The organism is Stutzerimonas xanthomarina DSM 18231 (assembly GCF_900129835.1).
In the GTDB taxonomy this organism is placed as follows: Bacteria; Pseudomonadota; Gammaproteobacteria; order Pseudomonadales; family Pseudomonadaceae; genus Stutzerimonas; species Stutzerimonas xanthomarina.
In genome coordinates this window covers 21,599-43,778 of the sequence record NZ_FQXA01000010.1, presented here as the reverse complement: position 1 = coordinate 43,778, position 22,180 = coordinate 21,599, and the positions used below count along the sequence as shown (strand labels likewise).

Annotated in this window: 22 protein-coding genes, 3 tRNA genes and 1 pseudogene; 14 read left to right on the top strand and 12 right to left on the bottom strand. The window is 59.5% G+C overall.

Going from position 1 to position 22,180, the window contains the following annotated elements:
* Positions 1-63: 63 nt before the first annotated feature.
* Together BUE09_RS19425 and BUE09_RS19420 are read right to left on the bottom strand one after the other, a co-directional pair.
* Positions 64-1,935, bottom strand: a complete 1,872-nt coding sequence (locus BUE09_RS19425) for a DUF1302 domain-containing protein (protein WP_073303689.1) — start codon at positions 1,933-1,935, stop codon at positions 64-66.
* A 471-nt stretch (positions 1,936-2,406) separates the two neighbouring features.
* Positions 2,407-2,964 (bottom strand): hypoxanthine-guanine phosphoribosyltransferase, encoded by a 558-nt coding sequence (locus BUE09_RS19420; RefSeq protein WP_073303686.1) that lies wholly within the window; start codon positions 2,962-2,964, stop codon positions 2,407-2,409.
* Between the two features lie 175 nt (positions 2,965-3,139).
* Here BUE09_RS19420 and upp point away from each other — a divergent pair, with 175 nt between their 5' ends.
* From upp to BUE09_RS19405, 3 genes are all read left to right on the top strand, one after another.
* A complete protein-coding gene (upp, locus tag BUE09_RS19415) occupies positions 3,140-3,778 on the top strand; it encodes a uracil phosphoribosyltransferase (protein WP_019341784.1) in 639 nt (212 codons plus the stop codon).
* A gap of 2 nt (positions 3,779-3,780) precedes the next feature.
* Positions 3,781-5,043 carry a uracil-xanthine permease family protein gene (locus tag BUE09_RS19410; RefSeq protein WP_073303684.1) on the top strand — a complete coding sequence of 421 codons (1,263 nt, stop codon included), beginning with the start codon at positions 3,781-3,783 and terminating at the stop codon, positions 5,041-5,043.
* Positions 5,044-5,135: 92 nt separating this feature from the next.
* On the top strand, positions 5,136-5,453 hold the full coding sequence (locus BUE09_RS19405) for a YkgJ family cysteine cluster protein (RefSeq protein WP_073303682.1): 318 nt from the start codon (positions 5,136-5,138) through the stop codon (positions 5,451-5,453).
* Positions 5,454-5,493: 40 nt separating this feature from the next.
* Here BUE09_RS19405 and BUE09_RS19400 read toward each other — a convergent pair whose 3' ends face one another.
* From BUE09_RS19400 to hemA, 6 genes are all read right to left on the bottom strand, one after another.
* Positions 5,494-6,012 (bottom strand): acyloxyacyl hydrolase, encoded by a 519-nt coding sequence (locus BUE09_RS19400; RefSeq protein ID WP_073303679.1) that lies wholly within the window; start codon positions 6,010-6,012, stop codon positions 5,494-5,496.
* A gap of 84 nt (positions 6,013-6,096) precedes the next feature.
* Positions 6,097-6,888 (bottom strand): glutamate racemase, encoded by a 792-nt coding sequence (murI, locus tag BUE09_RS19395; RefSeq protein WP_073303713.1) that lies wholly within the window; start codon positions 6,886-6,888, stop codon positions 6,097-6,099.
* The gene (locus tag BUE09_RS19390) at positions 6,881-7,636 is read right to left on the bottom strand and encodes a molybdopterin-synthase adenylyltransferase MoeB (protein WP_073303677.1); all 756 of its coding nucleotides are present in this window, start codon (positions 7,634-7,636) and stop codon (positions 6,881-6,883) included. The genes murI and BUE09_RS19390 overlap by 8 nt, the downstream gene beginning before the upstream one ends.
* A gap of 19 nt (positions 7,637-7,655) precedes the next feature.
* Positions 7,656-8,483: a peptide chain release factor N(5)-glutamine methyltransferase gene (gene prmC, locus BUE09_RS19385; protein ID WP_073303675.1), complete on the bottom strand. Its 828-nt coding sequence runs from the start codon at positions 8,481-8,483 to the stop codon at positions 7,656-7,658.
* A 70-nt stretch (positions 8,484-8,553) separates the two neighbouring features.
* A complete protein-coding gene (gene prfA / locus BUE09_RS19380; protein ID WP_073303673.1) occupies positions 8,554-9,636 on the bottom strand; it encodes a peptide chain release factor 1 in 1,083 nt (360 codons plus the stop codon).
* A complete protein-coding gene (gene hemA, locus BUE09_RS19375; RefSeq protein WP_073303670.1) occupies positions 9,633-10,901 on the bottom strand; it encodes a glutamyl-tRNA reductase in 1,269 nt (422 codons plus the stop codon). Before hemA ends, prfA begins: the two co-directional genes overlap by 4 nt.
* A 182-nt stretch (positions 10,902-11,083) precedes the next feature.
* On the opposite strand from hemA, the gene BUE09_RS19370 reads away from it, so the two are divergent.
* The 10 genes from BUE09_RS19370 (at position 11,084) to BUE09_RS19325 (ending at position 19,054) form a co-directional block, all read left to right on the top strand.
* A complete protein-coding gene (locus BUE09_RS19370) occupies positions 11,084-12,811 on the top strand; it encodes a tetratricopeptide repeat protein (protein ID WP_073303668.1) in 1,728 nt (575 codons plus the stop codon).
* A gap of 3 nt (positions 12,812-12,814) precedes the next feature.
* Positions 12,815-13,435, top strand: coding sequence for a lipoprotein insertase outer membrane protein LolB (gene lolB, locus BUE09_RS19365; RefSeq protein WP_073303666.1), 621 nt, complete (start codon positions 12,815-12,817; stop codon positions 13,433-13,435).
* The gene (ispE, locus tag BUE09_RS19360; RefSeq protein ID WP_073303664.1) at positions 13,435-14,295 is read left to right on the top strand and encodes a 4-(cytidine 5'-diphospho)-2-C-methyl-D-erythritol kinase; all 861 of its coding nucleotides are present in this window, start codon (positions 13,435-13,437) and stop codon (positions 14,293-14,295) included. The genes lolB and ispE overlap by 1 nt, the downstream gene beginning before the upstream one ends.
* Before the next feature lie 14 nt (positions 14,296-14,309).
* Positions 14,310-14,384: transfer RNA gene (locus tag BUE09_RS19355), tRNA-Gln, on the top strand.
* A gap of 52 nt (positions 14,385-14,436) precedes the next feature.
* A tRNA-Gln gene (locus tag BUE09_RS19350) sits at positions 14,437-14,511 on the top strand.
* A gap of 83 nt (positions 14,512-14,594) precedes the next feature.
* Complete coding sequence (locus BUE09_RS19345; protein ID WP_019341796.1) at positions 14,595-15,536, top strand: ribose-phosphate pyrophosphokinase; 942 nt, start codon at positions 14,595-14,597, stop codon at positions 15,534-15,536.
* Between the two features lie 123 nt (positions 15,537-15,659).
* Positions 15,660-16,277: a 50S ribosomal protein L25/general stress protein Ctc gene (locus BUE09_RS19340; protein WP_073303661.1), complete on the top strand. Its 618-nt coding sequence runs from the start codon at positions 15,660-15,662 to the stop codon at positions 16,275-16,277.
* Between the two features lie 34 nt (positions 16,278-16,311).
* A complete protein-coding gene (pth, locus tag BUE09_RS19335) occupies positions 16,312-16,896 on the top strand; it encodes an aminoacyl-tRNA hydrolase (protein ID WP_073303659.1) in 585 nt (194 codons plus the stop codon).
* A 134-nt stretch (positions 16,897-17,030) separates the two neighbouring features.
* On the top strand, positions 17,031-18,131 hold the full coding sequence (ychF, locus tag BUE09_RS19330; RefSeq protein ID WP_073303657.1) for a redox-regulated ATPase YchF: 1,101 nt from the start codon (positions 17,031-17,033) through the stop codon (positions 18,129-18,131).
* A gap of 224 nt (positions 18,132-18,355) precedes the next feature.
* Complete coding sequence (locus BUE09_RS19325) at positions 18,356-19,054, top strand: DNA-3-methyladenine glycosylase (protein WP_073303655.1); 699 nt, start codon at positions 18,356-18,358, stop codon at positions 19,052-19,054.
* Between the two features lie 8 nt (positions 19,055-19,062).
* On the opposite strand, the gene BUE09_RS19320 is transcribed toward BUE09_RS19325, so the two are convergent.
* Entirely contained in the window at positions 19,063-20,178 is a 1,116-nt protein-coding gene (locus BUE09_RS19320) for a metallophosphoesterase (RefSeq protein WP_073303653.1), read from the bottom strand.
* 422 nt (positions 20,179-20,600) lie between these two features.
* Positions 20,601-20,795 (bottom strand): hypothetical protein, encoded by a 195-nt coding sequence (locus tag BUE09_RS19315; protein ID WP_073303651.1) that lies wholly within the window; start codon positions 20,793-20,795, stop codon positions 20,601-20,603.
* Positions 20,796-21,227: 432 nt separating this feature from the next.
* Here BUE09_RS19315 and BUE09_RS19305 point away from each other — a divergent pair.
* Positions 21,228-21,304: transfer RNA gene (locus BUE09_RS19305), tRNA-Met, on the top strand.
* 82 nt (positions 21,305-21,386) lie between these two features.
* Here the strand turns inward: BUE09_RS19305 and BUE09_RS19300 are convergent.
* On the bottom strand, positions 21,387-21,692 hold the full coding sequence (locus BUE09_RS19300) for a HigA family addiction module antitoxin (RefSeq protein WP_073303647.1): 306 nt from the start codon (positions 21,690-21,692) through the stop codon (positions 21,387-21,389).
* Between the two features lie 12 nt (positions 21,693-21,704).
* Positions 21,705-21,982 (bottom strand): annotated as a pseudogene (locus BUE09_RS19295) (type II toxin-antitoxin system RelE/ParE family toxin).
* Between the last annotated feature and the right edge of the window lie 198 nt (positions 21,983-22,180).

Genomic DNA, 22,180 nt, shown 5'->3' with positions numbered 1-22,180 from the left:
TATAGACTGGCGCGTAGCGGAGCCCTCAACGGAGCTCCGTACGGCGATACTGAAATAGCCTCCTTAGAAGTTCACACCCATGCTGAGCGCAAGAAAGTCGCGATCGACCAGCGTGTTGTAGTCGCCACCGAAGAAGTCGGTGTAGGACAGGCTGGCGGTGTAGCGGTTCTGATAGACAGCGTCGACGCCAACGCTTACAGCCTTGGAGCCTTCGTTGAACAGACCGTTCGGTCCGTAACCATCCACGTCGTGAGAGAAGGACACGTTTGGCGTTAGGTTTACGCCTGCGAATACGTTGCTGTAATCCGCTAGGGCGCGCAGACGGTAGCCCCAAGAGTTGGCTGTTACGAAACCGTCATTGCCGTATTCCGGCGTATCCAGTCCATAAATGGAGTCACGACCGTAGCGAAGTTCGCTTTTGCTTTCGAGTCCGCCGACATGGGCGTAACCAATCTCACCGACCACTGTGACACGTCCAGCGCCGAGCACTTGGTCGAAGAAGTGCGTAAAGGTAGTTTGGATCTGGGTCACTTCCTTGCGGTTGTAGCCTTTGTGCTCCACGCCTCCCTGTGCAAGCGCACCGTTCACATTACCTACCGCGATGGCACCGCCTATGCCCGTCGCAAGCAGGCCTGTGGTGTAGGTCGAGTTGAGCGACACCGGCAAGTTGGGCCGATAGCTGATCTCGCCCGACCACGCAGTACCGGTCGGAAGCGTCGTCGCGAAACTAGCACCGTATAGGCGAATATCTTCCGGATACTCTAGAAAGTACTCGCCGTTGCTCAGCAAAGCAGGAGAGGCCAAAGCGCTAAAGGCCGTGCCTGGCGGTGTGGGACCGCCTAGGGACGGCGTCCCCAGCAAGCCCAACAGCGCCCCGATTTCGGAGGCCGATGCATTTTTATACCCTACTGTTGGCGTGCGGCTGTGATAGTTCATAAAGTACACGCCGTACTCAGCTGCATCCGCTAGCCAGCGGAAGGCAAAACCGTACTGGCCGGAATCGCGTGCGTCCCGGTCTCCGCCGCGAGGAACAGTAACGCCTTCAGGACCTACGATGATGCCTAGATCGTCAAGGCCAGCGTAATAATCGGCCCCGATCAGCGCATTCAATTGCTCAATCGAAGCGCCCGCACCAATGATCGCGTCACGCTGAGCAGCCGACAGAACAGTGTAGTTATCATCGCAACCATCAGCAGCTACGTCATTGCTGGCGAAAAACGTCCCGCAGTTGTCGATGATCGTTTGATCCCATTCAAGCTGGTAGAACGCCTCCATGCTGAGCCGGTCACTCAGGCTCTGGGATACGTAAAGCATATTTACCGGAATCAGACCTTCCTTGATTTCTGCACCAGGTCGGCGAAACGCGGCGGCATCAAGAGGGTTAATCGAGTTGATTGAGTTACCGATAAAAGTACTTTCCCCCCAGCTGACCACTTGCTTGCCAATTCGAACAGTTCCTGGCAGATCGCCCAGGTAATAGTTGTGATAGAGGAATGCGTCAAGGATTTGAGCGCCTGAGGATTGCGCAGCTTCCTTACGATTGCTGTCGCTAATGTCTTTGAAGAGACGGTTTTCATCCTTGAGCTCGAAGTCATACCAGTACTTGCCACGAATAAACGCACCGCTATCGCCATAGCGCAGCTCAAGGTCGTGGATACCTTTGAAAATCTTGGAAAAGGTCTCGCCTTTCTTGAAGTTCAAGCGACCGTCGTCACCTGTCTGGGTATAGCCAGTGCCGCCATTTGCAAGCCCCACCAGGTCCATATCCCGGTCCGTCGTCGACCAGCTCGCGCCGATCGACATGGCCGAGTCCAGCTGGCCCTCCACCTCCCCGATATTGAACGTGACAGCATAAGCGGGTGACGCAATGCCCAACGCGACCGCGAGGGCCAGGGTTTTGGGCTGGAAGATTCCTTGCCTTGTTGTTTTTGTCATGAGGCGCTCCTGGTTGGTTCGAAGTACGTTCACCCTACCCACACGAAGGTAGAGGGTTAAGCGCACTAAGGTTTGATTTGCTTTGTAATTCTTTAGTATGAAAAGCATTCCCAGCGCTGGTCTACAGCCGCATACCGGGCTGTTCGCAGCATAGGCGTTCATGAGGCTATCCGAGAGCTTAGTCGTCAGCAATAGAGACGCAACCCTCTAAATAGAGCAGTTGCGATGCCTTTCGCGAGAATTTGGCGGAGCTACGCGTCGTTAGCCATTGTTTGCTCGGAGAGCCGGGCCTTGGCTACGCGCCAGCGCGATGAGTCTTAGTCAGCAGGCAGGCAGTGATGCACCGGAGCGTTACCAAAACGCAACGCGTGAGGTGAAACGAAACAGATGGTGGTGTGGATTGGTGGAGCTTGGACGTTCGAGGCGGGCGTACGGGGCTGGCCACCCTGCACCGTGCGCCCCCGTTACTCGTTACATGCCTTTAACAGCGTAGATGCCAGGCGCGTTGCGCCAGTAGCCCTTGTAATCCATCCCGTAGCCAAACACGTAGCGATCGACGCAGCTGAGCCCAACATAATTTGCCTTCAGATCTGGGCGAGCCTTGCGCTGATGATCCTTATCGACAAGCACAGCGGTATGTACGGCGGCGGCACCGGCATGCCTGCAGAAATCAATGATTGCGCCGAGCGTATGCCCCTCATCGAGGATGTCGTCGATGATCAATACATCGCGATCCATGAACGAGATCTCTGGCTTGGCCTTCCAGAACAGCTCTCCGCCGCTCGTTTCGTTGCGGTAACGTGTCGCATGGAGATAGGAAAGCTCAAGCGGGAAATTCAGCTTCGTCACCAGCTTGCCGGAGAAGATCAACCCTCCATTCATCACACAAAACACCACAGGGTTTCGGTCGGCCAGCTCAGCATTGATTTTCGCGGCCACCGTATCGATTGCTGCTTCAACCTCAGCGTCGGGGTACAGGCAGTCGGCTTCAGCCATGATCTGGCGAATGTGTGCGAGATCGACGGACATGGCGATGCTCCAAGACAGTTAGAAGATGAAGCAGCCCACGGCCGCCCCCTAAATTAAGGGGCGCGACGATACCGATGAGGCCGGGCACAGGGCAAGCCCTCACCTTACACATCAATAGCCGGTAACACGTCGATGCATTAATCTACGCCGGTTTATTCGACCGCCGGAGCCAGCCATGACCACTCGAGAAATTCGCCACCCGCTTATTCGCCACAAACTTGGGTTGATGCGCCGTGCCGATATCAGTACCAAGAACTTTCGCGAACTGGCGCAGGAAGTGGGCTCGATTCTGACGTACGAAGCGACCCGGGACCTGCCCCTGGAAAACTACAGCATCGATGGTTGGTGCGGCCCAGTCCAGGTAGAAAAGATTTCCGGCAAGAAAATCACCGTTGTACCGATTCTTCGCGCGGGCATCGGCATGCTAGACGGTGTACTCAGCTTGATACCAGGCGCCAAGGTCAGCGCGGTCGGCATTGCTCGCAATGAGGAAACCTTGCAGGCGCACACCTACCTCGAGCGTCTGGTTGATGATCTTGATCAGCGCCTGGCGATGATCATCGATCCGATGCTGGCCACCGGCGGATCGATGGTTGCAGCCATCGACATGCTGAAAAAAGCCGGCTGCAAGGAAATACGCGCGCTGGTCCTGGTCGCCGCGCCGGAAGGCATAGCGGCGGTCGAAAAGGCACATCCGGACGTCACCATCTATACCGCCTCCATTGATGACCGCCTGGACGAGAACGGCTACATCATGCCCGGCCTGGGCGACGCAGGAGATAAGATCTTCGGCACCAAGCAGAAGGACATCTGAGCATGTCGCAACCCATGGAAGAACCGCTCGCGCGCCAGGTATTGGCCGGCGCTCAGATGCTGTTCGTCGCCTTTGGCGCGCTGGTGCTGATGCCGCTGATTACCGGGATGGATCCCAACGTCGCGCTATTTACCGCGGGGATTGGCACCCTGTTGTTTCAACTGGTCACCAAACGCCAGGTGCCTGTATTCCTGGCATCGAGTTTTGCCTTCATCGCCCCCATCATTGCGGCAAAGGGAGACTTCGGTCTACCTGCCGTACTTGGCGGCGTTGTCGCGGCCGGTATCGTCTACATGTTCCTTGGCTTTGCGGTTCGCCTGAAAGGCCCTGGCTTCATCGACCGGCTACTGCCACCGGTAGTGATCGCACCGGTGATCATTTCCATTGGCCTGGCTCTGTCGCCCGTCGCGGTCAACATGGCGATGGGCAAGGCCGGTGACGGCAGCGCTCAGCTGGTCCCATATGCGACGGCCATGATGATTTCGATGCCCGCACTGCTCACCACCCTGCTGGTGGCGGTACTGGGCAAAGGCTTGTTCCGACTCGTGCCAATCCTCGCTGGCGTCGCGGTGGGCTATGGCCTGTCGTTCATGTTTGGTGTCGTGGATACAGCCGGGATCGCGGCGGCACCCTGGCTGGCCGTTCCGAACTTCGTCACGCCGGAATTTCATTGGGGTGCCATTCTGTTCATGGTCCCGGTCGCGTTGGCGCCTGCCATCGAACACATTGGTGGCGTTGTAGCCATCGGCGGCGTGACGGGCAATAACTTCATCAAGAAGCCTGGCCTGCACCGCACATTGCTCGGCGACGGCCTGGCGACTTCCGCCGCAGGCTTGTTCGGTGGCCCGCCAAACACCACCTACGCGGAAGTGACCGGCGCGGTGATGCTGACCAAGAACTACAATCCGAAAATCATGACCTGGGCAGCCATCTTCGCCATCGTTCTGGCATTTATCGGCAAGTTCGGAGCTGGGCTGCTCAGCATTCCAGTTCCGGTCATGGGCGGCATTCTTTGCCTGCTGTTCGGCTCGATCGCCGTGGTTGGCTTGAGCACCCTGATTCGCCATCAGGTGGATCTGGCGGAAGCACGCAATCTCATCATCGTTTCCGTCACCTTGGTGTTCGGTATTGGCGGCATGGCGTTCGGTTACGGAGAGTTCAGCCTGTCCGGTATCTCGCTGTGCGCCATCATCGCGCTGCTGCTCAATCTGATGCTACCCGGCGGCGAAGGCTGGAAGAACAAACAGATCGAAGACAACAGCTAACCTGTTAAGCCAGCACGCCCGTGCTGGCTTTTACCCTTTCGCGGCGCTCGCGGTTTGCAGCTATCCCGATGCAAGGCGCGTAGACTGCCGCGATGACTCAATCTGCCATCCCCCACCGCCAATTGCCTGACGATACGGTCAGTTGCAGCAGCTGCGCCGCGTGCTGTTGTCGCCTTGAAGTATTGCTACTGACGGACACTGGCGTCCCGGAACGCTTCATCGATGAAGATGACTGGGGCGGCCAAGTGATGCGCCGCCTGGACGATGGGTGGTGCGTAGCGCTCGACCGGGACAGCATGCGCTGCACCATCTACAGTCGGCGTCCGCTTATCTGTCGAGAATTCGAACTGGGCTCGGATGACTGCCTGGAAGAGCGCAAGGGCTCAGCAAATGCTTATATGGAAGGCTGACGACAGCGCCATCAGCCTCCATGGCTTCGACGTTCAGCGATCAGAACGAGGCTCGATAATGCACTGCGTAGCTTTCGATACCGTCGTTGGGATTCTTGATGCCTGCGTTGGAATAATGGATGGCTCGCACGCCAACCTCATGCCCACCAGCGAAGCGCAGGCCAGCACCGAAGCGGTCCTCGAACTGAAAAGACGAGCCCAGGTCGTTGTTTTCCACTTCGGTATTCTCGAATGCTGCGATGCCGATGCCCGCTTCGAGATAAGGCGTCACTGACCCGGCGTTGAATTCATAGACGAAGACCGGTGCGAGCGAAATGCTGTGGTTGCTAGAGCTCTCGTCGCCCTCCCAGTAGGTATAGCCTGCATCCCAGTATCCCGTTAGCCGACCTACACTGGTCTGGAACCAGCTACGGTTGAAGTCGAATTGCGCGCCCAGCCGATAGGTCGTCGTCGACTCGCCGGTGCGGCCAACGGCAGCAGTCAGGTCGAGTGCATGTACGGCACCCACCTGCCCCAAAGAGATAGCCGCAACTGCAGCGAGGGAGATCAGTTTTTTCATACGGAATGTCCTTATTGGAACGTTGGCATCGCTTGTCTTTGCTAAGTATCACCCAATACAGAGGCCTGCCTGCGTTGGGAGTTCCTAAACAGAACAGTGTGAAACTGTACCGTTTTCGCCCCAAAGTACCGGTAGAACGCAGGCCAATCGCCGGGGATCGCCACTGCTCCAGAAGCGCACGATGGCTTTACCGTCGCTTAGCTGGCCGCTGGCCGCTAGCAAGGTCTCGAGATGCCGGGCGACCGCAGCACCGGTATCGACCAGTGCGACCGCGGGGGGAAGTATCTCGCGCAGCAGCGGCTTTACGAAAGGATAGTGGGTACAGCCGAGAATCAGCGTATCGCAGCCCTGCTCGATCAATGGCTGAACCAGGCTCTCAAGCAGCGCGCGGGTGCCTGCCGTAGCGAGGTCGCCCGCTTCGATACGCTCGACAAGGCCCGGGCAAGGCTGTGTGATAACGCGAACATCACTGGCGAAACGATCGAGCAACGCCGCAAATTTTGCGCTCTTCAGCGTGCCAGTCGTGGCCAACACCCCAACCACGCCACTGCGAGTGGCCCGAGCGGCAGGTTTGACCGCAGGCTCCATTCCAACCACGGCAAGCTGCGGATACTGCTCTCGCAAGTCAGCCACCCCGGCCGCCGTCGCGGTGTTGCACGCCAGCACCAGCGCTTTGGCGCCTTGCTCAAGCAAAAACGCAGCGATGGCCCGACAGCGCTCGCGGATGAATTCCGGACTTTTCTCACCATAGGGAACGTGACCACTGTCCGCCACATACAACAACGACTCATGGGGCAGACGCGCACGAATCTCCCGGAGCACCGATAGCCCACCCACACCGGAGTCGAAAACCCCTATCGGTCGGCTGTCAGTCACGGCTGTGGCCACAGACGGTGCAAGCCGGGTCGCGCTTGACCTTGAGCTCGCGGAATCGACTGCAAAGCGCATCTACTAGTAGCAGACGGCCAATCAAAGGCTCACCGAAGCCGACCAGCAGTTTGATCGCTTCAAGCGCCTGCAAACTACCGATCATCCCGACGACCGGACCAAGAACACCGGCTTCGCTGCAGGTCAGCTCGGCCTCGGAACCATGGCCGTAAAGGCAGTGGTAGCAGGGGCTGGTCTCGACTCGAGGGTCGAACACCGACAGCTGACCCTCGAGTCGGATAGCGGCGCCACTCACCAGCGGCTTTTTCGCGGAGACACAGGCCGCGTTCACCGCTTCTCGAACCGCAAAATTATCCGTGCAATCCAGCACCAGATCGATCGCTGATACGGCGACTTCAAGCGTGTCGACATTCATCGCGGCACGGTGCGGCACCAGCTTGACCAGCGGATTAAGCGCAGATAGCCGGGCCATGGCCGAATCCACCTTGTGCAACCCCACCGACGAGGTGTCGTGAGCAATCTGTCGCTGCAGGTTGGTCAGATCGAGCCGATCGAAGTCTGCCAGATGCAGTTCGCCGACCCCGGCCGCAGCAAGATACAACGCGACGGGCGAACCAAGCCCGCCAAGCCCGACAATCAGCACACGGCTCTGCTTGAGCTTGAGCTGCCCCTCTATATCGACCTGCCTCAGCAAGATCTGCCGGCTATAACGCAGCAGCTCGTCGTCGCTCAGCATGCACATTTCCTCACTTGGTTCATGGCAGTCGCCCGAGGCTGACACGTTCGTGGCCACCGAAGTCCCTGCAGCTGACGACATCGACGAAACCGCCGGCGCTCAACAGGTTCCGCACCGCCGACGCCTGATCGTAACCGTGCTCAAGTACCAACCAGCCGGACGAACTCAGGTGACCTGGCGCCTGAGCAATGATCAGGCGAATGTCGTCCAGCCCGTCAACACCCGACACCAGCGCACTGCTCGGCTCGAAACGCACGTCGCCCTGCGACAGATGGGGATCACTGGCGGGGATGTACGGCGGGTTGGAGACGATCAATTCAAAACGCTGGCCTGCAATCGACGAAAACCAGTGGCTCTCGAGAAAGGCCGTATTGCCGAGCCCGAGCCGCTGAGCATTACGTGTCGCCAGCGTAACGGCTTCGGTGACGCGGTCCACACCGGTGACCCACCAGGCCGGATGCTCACTGGCAAGCGCCAGGGCAATCGCGCCGGTCCCCGTACCCAGATCGAGCACACTCGCCGGGCTGGCAGGAAGCAGTTTCATTGCTGTCTCCACCAACAGCTCGGTGTCCGGCCGCGGAATCAAGGTATGCGGGGCCACTTCAAGCTCAAGGCTCCAGAATCCCTGGCGACCCAGGATGTAGGCCACCGGCTCGCCCTGGCGACGACGTTCCATATGCGCGGCAAAAAGGGCCTCGACCTCGGGAAGCACCTCGCGGTCCGGCCAGGTGCGCAGGTAGCTCGGCGCCTTACCCAGCGCAGCGGCAAGCAGCCACTCGGCATCGAGCTTAGCGCTCGGCGAGTCGGGTAATTGAGCGGCACGCAGCAGGAAGTCGATTGTCGCCATGCTCGAGGTTTCCAGGACTCAGTTGTATCGCAGCCAGCGAACCAAGCCGGTACGCCGATGAAAAGAGCAGTCAATCACCCAGCGCAGCAAGCTGATCGGCTTGATACTCCTGCAACAGTGGTTCGATTACCTGCTCCACGGCCCCGCCGACCACCTCGTTGAGGGAGTACAGCGTCAAGTTGATACGGTGGTCCGTAACGCGACCCTGGGGGAAGTTGTAGGTGCGAATACGTTCAGAACGATCACCCGAGCCCACCAGCAGCTTGCGCGTATCAGAAATTTCCTTGTGCGCCGCGCTGTCCTGCACGTCTTGCAGCTTGGCTGCCAGCCAGGACATGGCCCGCGCACGGTTCTTGTGCTGCGAGCGCTCTTCCTGACATTCGACGACGATACCGCTGGGCATGTGGGTGATGCGCACCGCCGAGTCAGTCTTGTTGATGTGCTGACCGCCCGCACCCGACGCCCGGTAGGTATCGACGCGCAAGTCAGCCGGGTTGATTTCAATCGCGATCTGCTCGTCCGGCTCCGGCAGAACCGCAACGGTGCAGGCCGAGGTGTGAATTCGCCCCTGAGACTCGGTTTCCGGAACGCGCTGGACCCGGTGCGCGCCTGACTCGAACTTGAGTTTGGCGAAGACGTTATCGCCCTCGACCCGCGAGATCACTTCTTTATAGCCGCCATGCTCGCCCGGGCTTTCAGACAGAATCTCGACGCGCCAGCCTTGCCGTTCGGCATAGCGGGAATACATACGAAACAGGTCACCGGAGAAAATCGCCGCCTCATCGCCGCCGGTGCCGGCGCGAATTTCGAGAAACACGTTACGCCCATCCTTGGGATCCTTCGGCAGAAGCATGCGCTGCAGCCGAGCCTCAATCGCCTCGAGCTTTCCGCGCGCCTCGGCGACTTCTTCTTCAGCCATCTCGCGCACGTCCGGGTCGTTGTCCTTGAGCAGTGCCTGAGCCCCATCAAGATCGGACTGCATCTTTATGAAGTCGCGGTAGGCGGCGATGACCGGCTCGACCTCGGCGCACTCACGTGAATAGGCGCGAAAACGGGTCTGATCGCTGATTACCTCGGCGTCACCCAGTAACGCTGTCAGCTCTTCGAAGCGGTCCTGCAGGGTGTCGAGTTTGTTGAGCAGCGACGCTTTCATGATTTATCCGTACTGTCTTGCAGGGCGAAAAGATCCTGGACGATGCTCAGAGCCTCCACACGCCCTTCGGCAGAAAGTTTTTTCAACTGAACGCTGGGCGCGTGCAGCAACTTATTGGTCAGTCCCCGCGCCAACTGCGCAAGCGCATCCTCGGGGGTGCCGCCATTGGCCAGCAAACGCTGTGCACGCAGCAACTCCTCGTCACGAATGCGTTCGGCGTGTTGCCGATAGGCCTTGAGCACATCCACGGCCGCCAGCTCACGCAGCCGCGCCATGAAATCGTCAGTCCCGACCGCAACCAGCTCTTCGGCGGCCTGAGCAGCGCCCTGGCGGCTCTTGAGATTCTCGGCCACAACCTCATGGAGATCATCGACGGTATATAGGTACACGTCATCCAGATCGGCGACCTGCGCTTCTATATCGCGCGGCACCGCAATGTCCACCATGAACATCGGTTTGTGCTTGCGCTTCTTCAGCGCCTGCTCGACCGCACCCTTGCCGAGAATCGGCAGCTGGCTAGCGGTCGAGCTAATGACGATATCGCTGTTGTAGAGCTCTTGCGGGATGTCGGCAAGCAAGATGGCATGGGCACCGAACTGCTCGGCCAGCGCACTCGCGCGTTCGAGGGTACGGTTGGCAACCACGATGCGCTTGACGCCCTGCTCGTGCAGATGCCTAGCGACCAGCGTGATGGTTTCGCCAGCACCAATCAGCAACGCCTGGCTGCGATCGAGGTTGGCGAAGATCTGCTTCGCCAGGCTGACGGCAGCGAAGGCGACCGAAACCGGGTTTTCGCCGATGGCGGTGTCAGTACGTACAGTCTTGGCGGTGCTGAAGGTCGCCTGAAAAAGACGCCCCAGCAGCGGGCCGACGCTACCGGCCTCGCGCGCCACAGCGTAGGCGGACTTCATCTGCCCGAGAATCTGCGGCTCGCCCAACACCATCGAATCCAGACCGGAGGCTACACGCATCATGTGCCGGACCGCCTGATCGTCGGTATGCACATAGGCACAGGCCTTGAGGTCGTCGACACTCAACCGATGGTAATTGGCCAGCCAGGCCAACACCGTCTCGGCCTCGAGCTGCTCCTGCTCCAGGTAAAGCTCGCTGCGATTGCAGGTCGACAGAATCGCTGCTTCACGCGTGGGCGTGACACGACACAGCTGCTGCAGCGCCTCAACCATCTGTTCGGGCGTGAACGCCACACGCTCGCGCACGTCCACCGATGCGGTCTTGTGATTAATGCCAAGCGCGATGAAAGCCATGCAGGATCGCTGATTCGAAAACGGAGCGCGCGATTCTCCTACTTCGCCTGCCTCAGAACAACCATTGCCAGACATTGTCTGTAACGAACCAAGCCTCGAAATGGCGGACCAAAGCCGAGCCGTGTGCTTGCCTGGCGGCTTGTGTCATCATGCCGCGACCGCAGACCAGCCTAATGTCCCCTATGAAAAAACTCCTCGCCCTCAGCGCCATTCTAGTTCTCGGCGGCTGCCAAAGCTTCATGCAGAGCACCCCCGAAAGCGGCCCGCCAATCGATGAGGTCACCGCGGAGCCTGCGCAAAAAAGTCGAAGTGAGTATGGCTCGTTCAGCGGCGACACTCTCTATGCATTGCTGGTCGCGGAACTGGCTGGCCAGCGTAATCGCTTCGATATCGCCTTGGGCAGCTATGTCCAACAGGCCAACGCAACCCAGGATGCCGGCGTCGCGGAGCGCGGATTCCGTATCGCCGAATACCTAGGCGCCGACCAGGCGGCGCTGGATACGGCCATCATCTGGGCGAACAACGCACCGGACAATCTCGACGCTCAGCGAGCCGCAGCCATTCAGCTGGCGCGCGCCGGGCGTTACGAAGAATCCCTGTCGTTCATGGAAAAGGTGCTGCGGGGTCAAGGGGACACGCATTTCGACTTCCTCGCGCTTTCAGCAGCCGAAACCGATCCGGACACGCGCAGCGGCCTGCTCAAGAGCTTCGACCAATTGCTGGCCAAGCATCCCGACAACCCCCAACTGAAGTTCGGCAAGGCAGTACTGCTGCAGCAGGACGATCGCCCCGAAGAAGCACTGGCGCTGCTAGAGGAGCAACCTGCCAGCGAGCAGGAAATTCCGTCGATTTTGCTCCAGGCTCGCCTGTTGCAGATTCTGGAGCGCGGCAGCGAAGCCATGCCGTTGTTGGAAAAAGGCCTTCGCCTGCATCCCGAAGACAAGCGCTTGCGCCTAACCTATGCGCGCCTTCTGGTGGAGCAGGATCGATTCGAGGACGCCATGGGCGAATTCGCTACGCTGGTTCAGCAGCACCCCAGCGACGATGACTTGCGCTTCTCATTGGCGCTGGTATGCCTTGAAGCACAGGCCTGGCGTGAGGCGATCGTCTATCTCGAAGAATTGATCGAACGCGGCAGCCATCTCGACGCTGCGCACTTCAATCTGGGCCGCGCCTACCGCGAACTGGGCAAGGATGAGCAAGCGCTGGCTGCGTTCGCCAAGGTCGGGCCCGGCAATGAGTATCTGCCGGCGAAACTCATGCAGGCGGAGCTGCTATTTGCCCTTGACCGCAACCAGGAAGCTTCGAAACTGCTGGCAAGCGCTCGTGACGAGCAACCCGACTACGCTATCCAGTTGTACCTCATCGAGCTGGAAGCGCTCTCCGGGCAGCAGCGGATCGAAGCTGCATGGACCCTGGCGGAACAGGCGCTGGATGAATTTCCCGGCGACCTGAACCTGCTCTATACCCGCGCCATGATCGCCGAAAAGCGCGGTGACCTGGCTCAGCTGGAGCGAGACCTTCGCCACGTCATTGAACGCGAACCCGACAACGCCATGGCGATCAACGCGCTCGGCTATACCCTGGCTGATCGTACCGATCGATACGATGAGGCCTTGGAACTGATCGAGCAGGCCTACCGGCTCAACCCCGATGATGCCGCCATCCTCGACAGTCTCGGCTGGGTCAATTACCGGCTGGGCAATCTTGCGGAGGCCGAAACCCAACTGCGCAAAGCCTACGAGCGCTTCGCCGACCATGAAGTCGCCGCCCACCTCGGTGAGGTGCTCTGGACTTCGGGTCACCGGCGAGAGGCGCGGGCCATCTGGACGAAAGCCTTGAAGCGACAACCGGACAGCGAAGTGCTGCGCGAGACCATCAAACGTCTGACAGGCTCGGAGAAACCCTGACCCATGAAGTTGATGCGTAACCTGCTCATCCCAACGCTTACCCTGCTCCTGACCGGCTGCGCCGGCCTCGGCCCGCAGGAGTCGGTGGAAGGCCCCGGTAATGCCGAGGACTGGAAAACCCATAAAGCCCACGTCAGTGAGGTCGATGGCTGGCAGATCAGCGGCAAGATTGGTATTCAGGCGCCCCAGGATTCCGGCAGCGGCACTTTGTTCTGGCTGCAGCGCCAGAACTACTTCGATATTCGTCTCTCTGGCCCACTGGGGCGCGGCGCGACGCGCCTCACCGGTCGCCCCGATGCAGTAATGCTGGAAGTCGCCGGCCAGGGACGCTTCGAGGCCGATTCGCCAGAAGCATTGGTTGAAAGCCAGTTGGGATGGCAATTGCCTGTCTCCCACCTCCTCTATTGGGTACGCGGCCTTCCGGCGCCGGATAGCCGCAGCCGCATCGCTCTTGACCCCAACGGGCGACTGGCCAGCCTGCAACAGGATGGTTGGGATGTGCAGTACCTGAGCTACACCGAGGAGGACGGGTATCCACTGCCAAACCGCATCAAGCTGGCAGGCCGTGACCTGAAAATCACACTGGTGGTGAAGGACTGGCAACCGCGCCGGCTCGGCCATTAATGCTCAGACTGACCCTTCCCGCGCCGGCCAAGCTCAATCTCATGCTGCATATCCTCGGTCGACGCGCCGATGGCTACCATGAGCTGCAGACGCTGTTTCAGTTCCTCGATCATGGTGACGAGCTGACCTTTACAGCGCGGACTGATGGACAGATCCGGCTGCACACAGACCTTCCCGGCGTCGACCATGACAGCAACCTGATCGTGCGCGCTGCGCGCCTGCTGCAGACGCACAGCGGCTGCGCGCTGGGCGCCGATATAGAACTGATCAAGCGCCTGCCCATGGGCGGCGGTATTGGCGGCGGAAGCTCTGACGCGGCCACCACTCTGCTCGGCCTCGATTACCTCTGGCAGACCCACCTAGGCGAAGATCGACTGGCGAGTATCGGCCTGACCCTTGGGGCCGACGTTCCGGTTTTCGTCAGAGGCCACGCGGCCTTTGCCGAAGGGGTCGGTGAGCGTCTGCAAGCGGTCGAATTGAGCGAACCCTGGTACCTCGTAATCGCTCCGCAAGTCTCTGTTAGTACAGCGGAAATATTTTCCGACCCAGAGTTGACACGCAATACCCCGGCCATTACAGTTCGCAGCCTTCTTGAAGGGGGCGGTCATAACGACTGTCAGCCGGTGGTCGAGAAGCGTTATCCAGAAGTTCGTAACGCTTTGAGCTTGTTGAACAAATTTGTTCAAGCAAGGATGACCGGCACTGGAGCTTGTGTGTTTGGGAGCTTCCCAAACAAAGGTGAGGCTGATAGAGTTTGCCGCCAACTTCCAGCCGATTTACCAGCATTCGTTGCTCAAGGCCGCAATATTTCGATGTTGCACCGAAAGCTCGCGCAGCTGGCACAGGAAGTAAGTGGTTAGAGGTTGTACGTTACAGGGGCGTCGCCAAGCGGTAAGGCACCAGGTTTTGATCCTGGCATGCGTTGGTTCGAATCCAGCCGCCCCTGCCATAACCTTTCGGGGTTGGTACAGCTGCACAAGCACTTTCAGGGTTACATCTACAGGGGCGTCGCCAAGCGGTAAGGCACCAGGTTTTGATCCTGGCATGCGTTGGTTCGAATCCAGCCGCCCCTGCCAAACATCACGAGAGCTGTTCAAGACGCCTGGCCTTTTGAACAGCTTTTTGTTTCATCGGATCCACCCTCAGGCAGGTACTGCGCGTGTCCAAGATGATGGTCTTCACGGGGAATGCCAACCCCGACCTGGCCCGGCGTGTTGTACGTCAGCTGCATATTCCTCTCGGTGATGCCTACGTCGGTAAATTCTCCGACGGCGAAATCAGTGTCGAGATCAATGAAAACGTTCGTGGTAAGGACGTATTCCTGATTCAGCCGACCTGTGCTCCCACCAATGACAACCTGATGGAACTGGTGGTGATGGCAGATGCCTTCCGCCGGTCCTCCGCCACCCGCATCACAGCCGTCATCCCCTACTTTGGTTATGCCCGCCAGGATCGCCGTCCGCGCTCCGCACGTGTGCCGATCAGTGCGAAAGTAGTCGCCGACATGCTCGATGTAGTGGGCGTCAATCGCGTCCTCACGGTTGATCTGCACGCCGACCAGATCCAGGGTTTCTTCGACATGCCAGTAGATAACATCTACGGCTCGCCAGTCCTGGTCGATGACATCCAGGCTCAGCGCTTCGAGAACCTGATGATCGTGTCCCCCGATATTGGTGGTGTGGTGCGCGCTCGCGCCGTTGCCAAATCACTGGGTGTGGATCTGGCGATCATCGACAAGCGTCGTCCGAAAGCCAATCAGTCCGAAGTGATGCACATCATCGGTGATATCGAAGGCCGTACCTGCATCCTCGTAGATGACATGGTCGATACCGCCGGCACACTCTGCCACGCCGCAACTGCTCTGAAAGACCATGGTGCATCCAAGGTCTTCGCGTATTGCACTCACCCGATTCTGTCCGGTCGCGCCATCGAGAACATCGAAGGCTCGGTGCTCGACGAACTGGTCGTGACCAATACCATCCCGCTGTCCGCAGCGGCGCAAGCCTGTACACGTATTCGCCAATTGGACATCGCGCCAATGGTGGCTGAAGCGGTTCGCCGCATCAGCAATGCTGAATCGATCAGCGCGATGTTCCGCTAGGCCGCAAGCCTGGCCCTTCGCGCCGAACGAAAATGTGCCTCGCCCCGTTGCGAGGCTTTTGTCCAACCGCCCGATAGTGCTGGTCGCAAGCACATCGGGCGCGTTGCTACCTGGAGAAACACAATGACTGACTTCAATCTGGATGCCCAAGAGCGCTCCGACCTGGGGAAAGGTGCGAGCCGCCGCCTGCGTCGTAACGCCAACCTCGTACCGGCCGTGATCTACGGTGGTGAAGCTGCGCCGCAATCGATCAGCATTCTGGGCAAAGATCTGGCCAAGATGCTGGAAAACGAAATCGCCTTCAGCAACATCATCAAGCTGAGCGTCGATGGCAAGAGCCAGGACGTGGTGATCAAGGCGCTGCAGCGTCATCCGGCCAAGGGCTTCGTACTGCACGCTGACTTCCAGCGCGTCGTTGCCGGCCAGAAGCTGACCGCTACCGTTCCGGTGCACCTGATCAACCAGGAAAGCTCCATTGGCGTCAAGCAGCAGGGTGGCGAAATCTACCTGAACCTGCCGGATGCCGAAGTGACCTGCCTGCCGCAAGACCTGCCGGACTTCATCGAAGTCGACATCGCCAAGATGGAAGTCGGCCAGGTTCTGCACATGAGCGATCTGAAGCTGCCGCAAGGCGTTGCTTTCGTCGCTCTGCAGCACGGCAGCGACCTGCCGGTCGTCAACATTCACGCCCCGCGCGTGAACAAGGATGACACTCCGAAAGAAGAAGACGCTGCCGAGTAATCTGCTCGCAAGCATCTGAGGAAGGGCCTCTGTCGTGACTGCCGTGAAACTGATCGTCGGCCTGGGTAACCCAGGCCCCGAATACGACCAGACCCGGCATAACGCAGGGGCCCTTTTCGTTGAGCGCTTGGCTGCCCACAAGGGCGTCAATCTCAGCGTAGATCGTAAGTACTTCGGCCTGGTCGGCAAGTTTCGCCATCAGGACGAAGACGTCCGCCTGTTGATTCCCACCACCTACATGAACCGCAGCGGTCAGGCGGTGGCGGCACTGGCCGGATTTTTCCGAATTCCCCCCGAGGCCATCCTGGTTGCCCATGATGAACTCGACATACCTCCCGGCGTCGCCAAGCTCAAGCAGGGCGGCGGCCATGGCGGGCATAATGGGCTGCGCGACATCATCGCCAGGCTCGGCAATCAGAACAACTTCTACCGCCTGCGTCTGGGCATCGGCCATCCGGGGCATAGCAGCCTGGTGACCGGCTATGTGCTGGGCCGCGCGCCACAGACCGAACGCGAGAAGCTCGACGCCAGTATCGATTTCACCCTCGACGTGCTGCCCGAGATTCTGGCGGGTGACTGGACACGTGCCATGCAGCGGTTGCACAGCCAGAAGGCCTGAGTGCCAGTACGCAGCGACGGCATACGAGACAAGGCAACGACTGACTGGGCACCAGGCCCGACGCTTCAGTCGTTTAACGCAGTTTGGCCAAGCCGGTAGCGCAGCGCTGCCAGCCAATACCGAGGCAAGACACCATGGGATTCAATTGCGGCATCGTCGGCCTGCCCAACGTCGGCAAGTCCACCCTGTTCAACGCGCTGACCAAATCCGGTATCGCTGCGGAAAACTTCCCCTTCTGCACCATCGAACCAAACAGCGGCATCGTGCCGATGCCCGATCCGCGTCTGCAGGCTCTGGCTGACATCGTCAAGCCCGAGCGCATCCTGCCAACCACCATGGAATTCGTCGATATCGCCGGCCTCGTCGAAGGCGCCTCCAAGGGCGAAGGCCTGGGCAACAAGTTTCTCGCCAACATCCGCGAAACCGATGCCATCGCCCACGTGGTGCGCTGCTTCGACGATGACAATGTCATTCACGTCTCCAATTCGGTCGATCCCAAGCGCGACATCGAGATCATCGAGCTGGAGCTGATCTTCGCCGACCTCGACAGTTGCGAGAAGCAGCTGCAGCGCGTCACCCGTAACGCCAAGGGCGGCGACAAGGAAGCAGTCGCACAGAAAGCGCTGCTGGAAAAACTGATCCCCCACTTTACCGAAGGCAAACCGGCACGCACGCTGCTGAAGAAGCTGGGCGACGACGAGATGCAACTGGCCAAGGGCTTCCACCTGCTGACCAGCAAGCCGGTGATGTACATCGCCAACGTTGCCGAAGACGGCTTCGAGAACAATCCGCACCTGGACGTGGTCAACGCCATCGCCGCCGAAGAAGGCGCGGTGGTGGTACCGGTGTGCAATAAGATTGAAGCGGAAATCGCCGAGCTGGACGATGGCGAGGAAAAGGACATGTTCCTCGAATCCCTCGGTCTCGAAGAGCCTGGCTTGAACCGCGTAATCCGTGCCGGTTACGAACTGCTCAACCTGCAGACCTACTTCACTGCAGGCGTGAAGGAAGTCCGCGCCTGGACTGTGAAAATCGGCGCCACCGCCCCTCAGGGTGCAGGCGTGATCCACACCGATTTCGAGAAAGGCTTTATCCGCGCCGAAGTGGTCGCCTATAACGACTTCATTCAGTACAAGGGCGAAGCCGGCGCCAAGGAGGCTGGAAAATGGCGCCTGGAAGGCAAGGAATACATCATCAAGGATGGCGACGTGATGCACTTCCGCTTCAACGTGTAAGAGAAACCGCCAGCTCGGTAATCGCTTGATGCAATGCAAAAAAGCCTCGCTCACGCGGGGCTTTTTGCATTTCCGAGCCGCAGATTTGGCCTGCTGAGCAGCTAGGGGAAGCGTCTGCGCCAGGCATCTGACTGACGACCGGTACGGAATCTGGCCATCCACTGCGGAATATTCGCCCCGCTTGTGCGGTCGGAACAGGCAGACCTGCCAAAGCCGGAGCCCTGATGAACAGCCTCACCGAACCACCGCTGCAGCACCTCGACGACGCCTTTTTCGACCGGGACGCGCAGATCGTCGCCCAGGATCTACTGGGAACCGTAATTCGTCATTGTGTCGACGGGTTGTGGCTGTCGGCGCGCATCATCGAGACCGAGGCTTACTACATCGATGAGAAAGCCAGCCATTCCTCGCTCGGTTTCAGCCCCTCGCGGCGCGCCATGTTCATGCCGGCCGGCCACCTCTATCTCTATTATTCGCGTGGCGGGGACTCGCTCAACTTTAGCGTACAAGGGGACGGCAACGCCGTCTGCATCAAGGCCGGATATCCCTGGGTCGACTCGCTATCATGTGAAGCGTCCATCGAACGCATGCGCACCAAAAGCCCCGCGGCCGCAGGCGGCCCACGTCCCCTGACCCGCCTCTGCTCGGGCCAGACGCTGCTGTGCAAGGCGCTCGGCCTGACCGTGACGCAATGGAATGCGCAGCGTATGGACCCCGCCCGGCTGCGCGTGGACGATATCGGCGCACGCCCGGATATCGTCCAGGCCACACGGCTCGGTATCCCCACCGGCCGCGACGAACACCTGCCGTACCGCTTCGTCGATGCGGGCTTTGCCGCACATTGCACGCGCAATCCGTTGCGCCGCGGGCAGCAGGAAGGTCAGGACTACAGGCTGCTGCGCCGCGAGCTGCTGGCCAGCTAGCGTTCGATTCAAGCGGCGCTGATCAGGCGAATATGGGTGATTTCCGACGGCGCCCCAAAGCGCAGCGGCGGCCCCCAGTAACCGGTGCCACGGCTGATATAGATCTGCATTTCACCGACGCGCTGCAACCCCGCCACCCACGGTTGCTGCCAGCGCACAAAGTGCATCCAAGGCCAGAATTGCCCGCCGTGTGTATGGCCGGACAACTGCAGATCGCAGCCCACCTCCAACGCGGCCTTGGCCGAACGGGGCTGGTGCGCCAGCAGAATGCGCGGCACGTCGTCCGGCGCACCGGCAAACGCTGCGACCGGATCGCTTCGATGACTGGGCCGGAACAGCTCAGCCGAATAATCGGCAATGCCTGCTAACACCATGCGAGCATCGCGGTGTTCGAGCTGAACATGACTATTGAGCAGCACAGCCATGCCCAGCCGCTCGAATTCGGCGATCCAGCTGTCCGCACCGGAGTAGTACTCGTGATTGCCGGTCACCACATAGGTGCCATGGCGCGCACTTAGTTGCGCCAACGGGGCAATGTCATCGGCCAGATCGGCAACGCTGCCATCTACCAGATCACCGGTAATCACGATGAGGTCCGGCGAAAGCCCATTGACCCGCCTGACGATCGCATCGATGTAACCCTGCTTGATCGTCGGCCCCACGTGAATGTCGCTGAGCTGCACGATGCTGAAGCCCTCCAACCCTGGCGGAAGATCTCGCAGCGCGATGGTGCGTTCAACCACACGAGCCGTGCGCCGCGCATTAAGCACACCGAACAGGGTGACCGCTGCGACCGCAACGATGACGGCCAACGCCGAGTCACGCCCAATAGCAGCCGACTCCCAACCGAGCAGCGAGGCCAACACCAAAACAAAGGCGCGCAGTAATGCGAAAATCGCCATGCTCGAAAAGATACCTATCGCCAACAACCCGGACCACGCCAGCAGCGCACTTCCCGCGCCGCGCACCAGCACGCCGAAACGCATCAGCACAGCCGAGAGCACAAGATAGCCCCACGCCAAGACGCTGCCGAACAGCCGGAAGGAAAGATCTGGAATCAGCGTGACACCGACGAACACATGCAAGCCAATCAGCAGCGCTACAACCGACAAACGCCTGTTCATGCGTTAGCGTCTCTTGAGCAAGGAGGGACATATTCTTACGCACCCTGGCCGCAGGCGGCGTAACGGAACCGAAAAAGAATCTGTAGCGCGCTTATGCCTGGGACGCCCTCAACGCCCCTATGCCAGAGCATGAAAAAGCGCGCTGCATGGGACATGGCCATAGACGTTCCGGCCAGCGCCAACAGTGATAGACGTTGGCCATCACTAGGATTTACCGACCCGTTCTAATCCGATCCGCTGATGAGGCCGGATTGATTAGGCGCCCAGCGCGACTGGACTCGCGGGTAGGCGCCGCAGCAGATGGCTACTCTATCGCGCCAAAACGGCGGTAGCCCACATACGTTGATGCGGAGCCGGAGCGCGCTACCTTTACAGCTGCACCGCTCCGGCATGGCTACCCATCGACAAGCACAACTTAACCGCTACATCACGCCGGGATCAGGCATCGGATCAGGGGGTGGCGGTTCCTTTTCCAGCTGCTCGAGCACTTCATCCGGCAGAACGCCGCCATCGTCCAGTTCGGTGTCACTCTCGGCATCGTCGAGGTCGTTCATCGGCGATTCGTCCAACAGCCAGGGATGCAGCGGCGGATCGCTTGGAAGGGTAATGCTGAGCATGATTGGTCTCCTCGCCTAAGTGCCTGAGGGATTAGGCAGGCCCTGCACTGCATCGTTCGGACCGGTCATCCGTGCCCCGTCCGGGCCTGCTCGCTCAGGTATTTACCAAAATAGGTGATCCGCGCAGCCAGCGCGGTATTGCTAGTAAGCCGACTTCCCGGCTGGAACACCCTGGCGTTCGACTCGCCCTGCAACCAGTGTGAACATCTCGCTGCCAGCCTCCAGCGCAAGCGCTGCGAATGACAGCAACAGACCGCCGCGCTGGACCGCAACGAGCGGCTGGCCAATCCAGGTTTCGCACAAAAATAGGATTGATCGACAGCGCACCGGCAACGGTCGGACCGGCGGCATAAGCATTTGAAAAAGCAGGTAGAAAAAGCGCTCCCGGAGGGTTGACACACAACCGCGCGGCGCGAATAATGCGCGCCACTTGGCTACGTAGCTCAGTTGGTTAGAGCATAGCATTCATAATGCTGGGGTCCGGGGTTCAAGTCCCTGCGTAGCCACCAAACAAAACAAAGGCTTACCGAAAGGTAGGCCTTTTTTTGTTGCGCTCGATGACTACAGGATGGCTACACCGCGCCTTCGCGGTTAACCAGTAGCTCGCAGCGGCTCGATTTCATGCTCGATCTCTTCGCCATTCGCTGCATAGGTAGTCGCTAGAGCGTAGTCCGACTGCAGGTTCATCCAGAACTGTGCGGATGTGTCGAAGTAGCGGCCCAGGCGAATTGCGGTATCAGCCGTTATCCCGCGACGCTCACGCACGATGTCATTAATGGTCGGGGCCGAGACACGTAGCGCACGAGCAAGCGCAGCGGGAGTGATGCCCAGCGGCTCTAGAAACTCTTCGCGCAACACTTCACCCGGGTGAACGGGGCGCATGCCGTTAATTGCCATGTAGCCACCTCCTCAGTGGTAATCGACTATTTCAACCTGCGTGGGGCCTGCGTCTGTCCAGACAAAGCAGATTCGCCGTTGGTCGTTGATCCTGATGCTATGTTGCCCTGCCCGGTTGCCTTGCAATGCTTCCAATCTGTTGCCCGGCGGGGAGCGTAGATCTCGCAGCTCCGTTGCCGCATTGAGCATCGCGAGCTTTCTAGTCGCGACGTTCAGGATGTTTCCCCAACGGCGGGAGCTCCTGACTCGAACAACGTCCGGGTTTCATCACACCTGAAACTCAGAATCAAGCTTTAACCCTTAACGTTAAGCGTTAATGAACCATATACCAATTGGTAAGTCGTCAAGGACGGTCAACTGTTCGAAGCCCGGATGGCAGCCGCGACCATGAAACAGCCGCCGGACTTATGAGCAACATTGGCCAGTGCGTCGGGCAGATAGCGTTGCAGAAATAGACAGGTTTCCGAGCGTCATGGGCGAGCATCGTC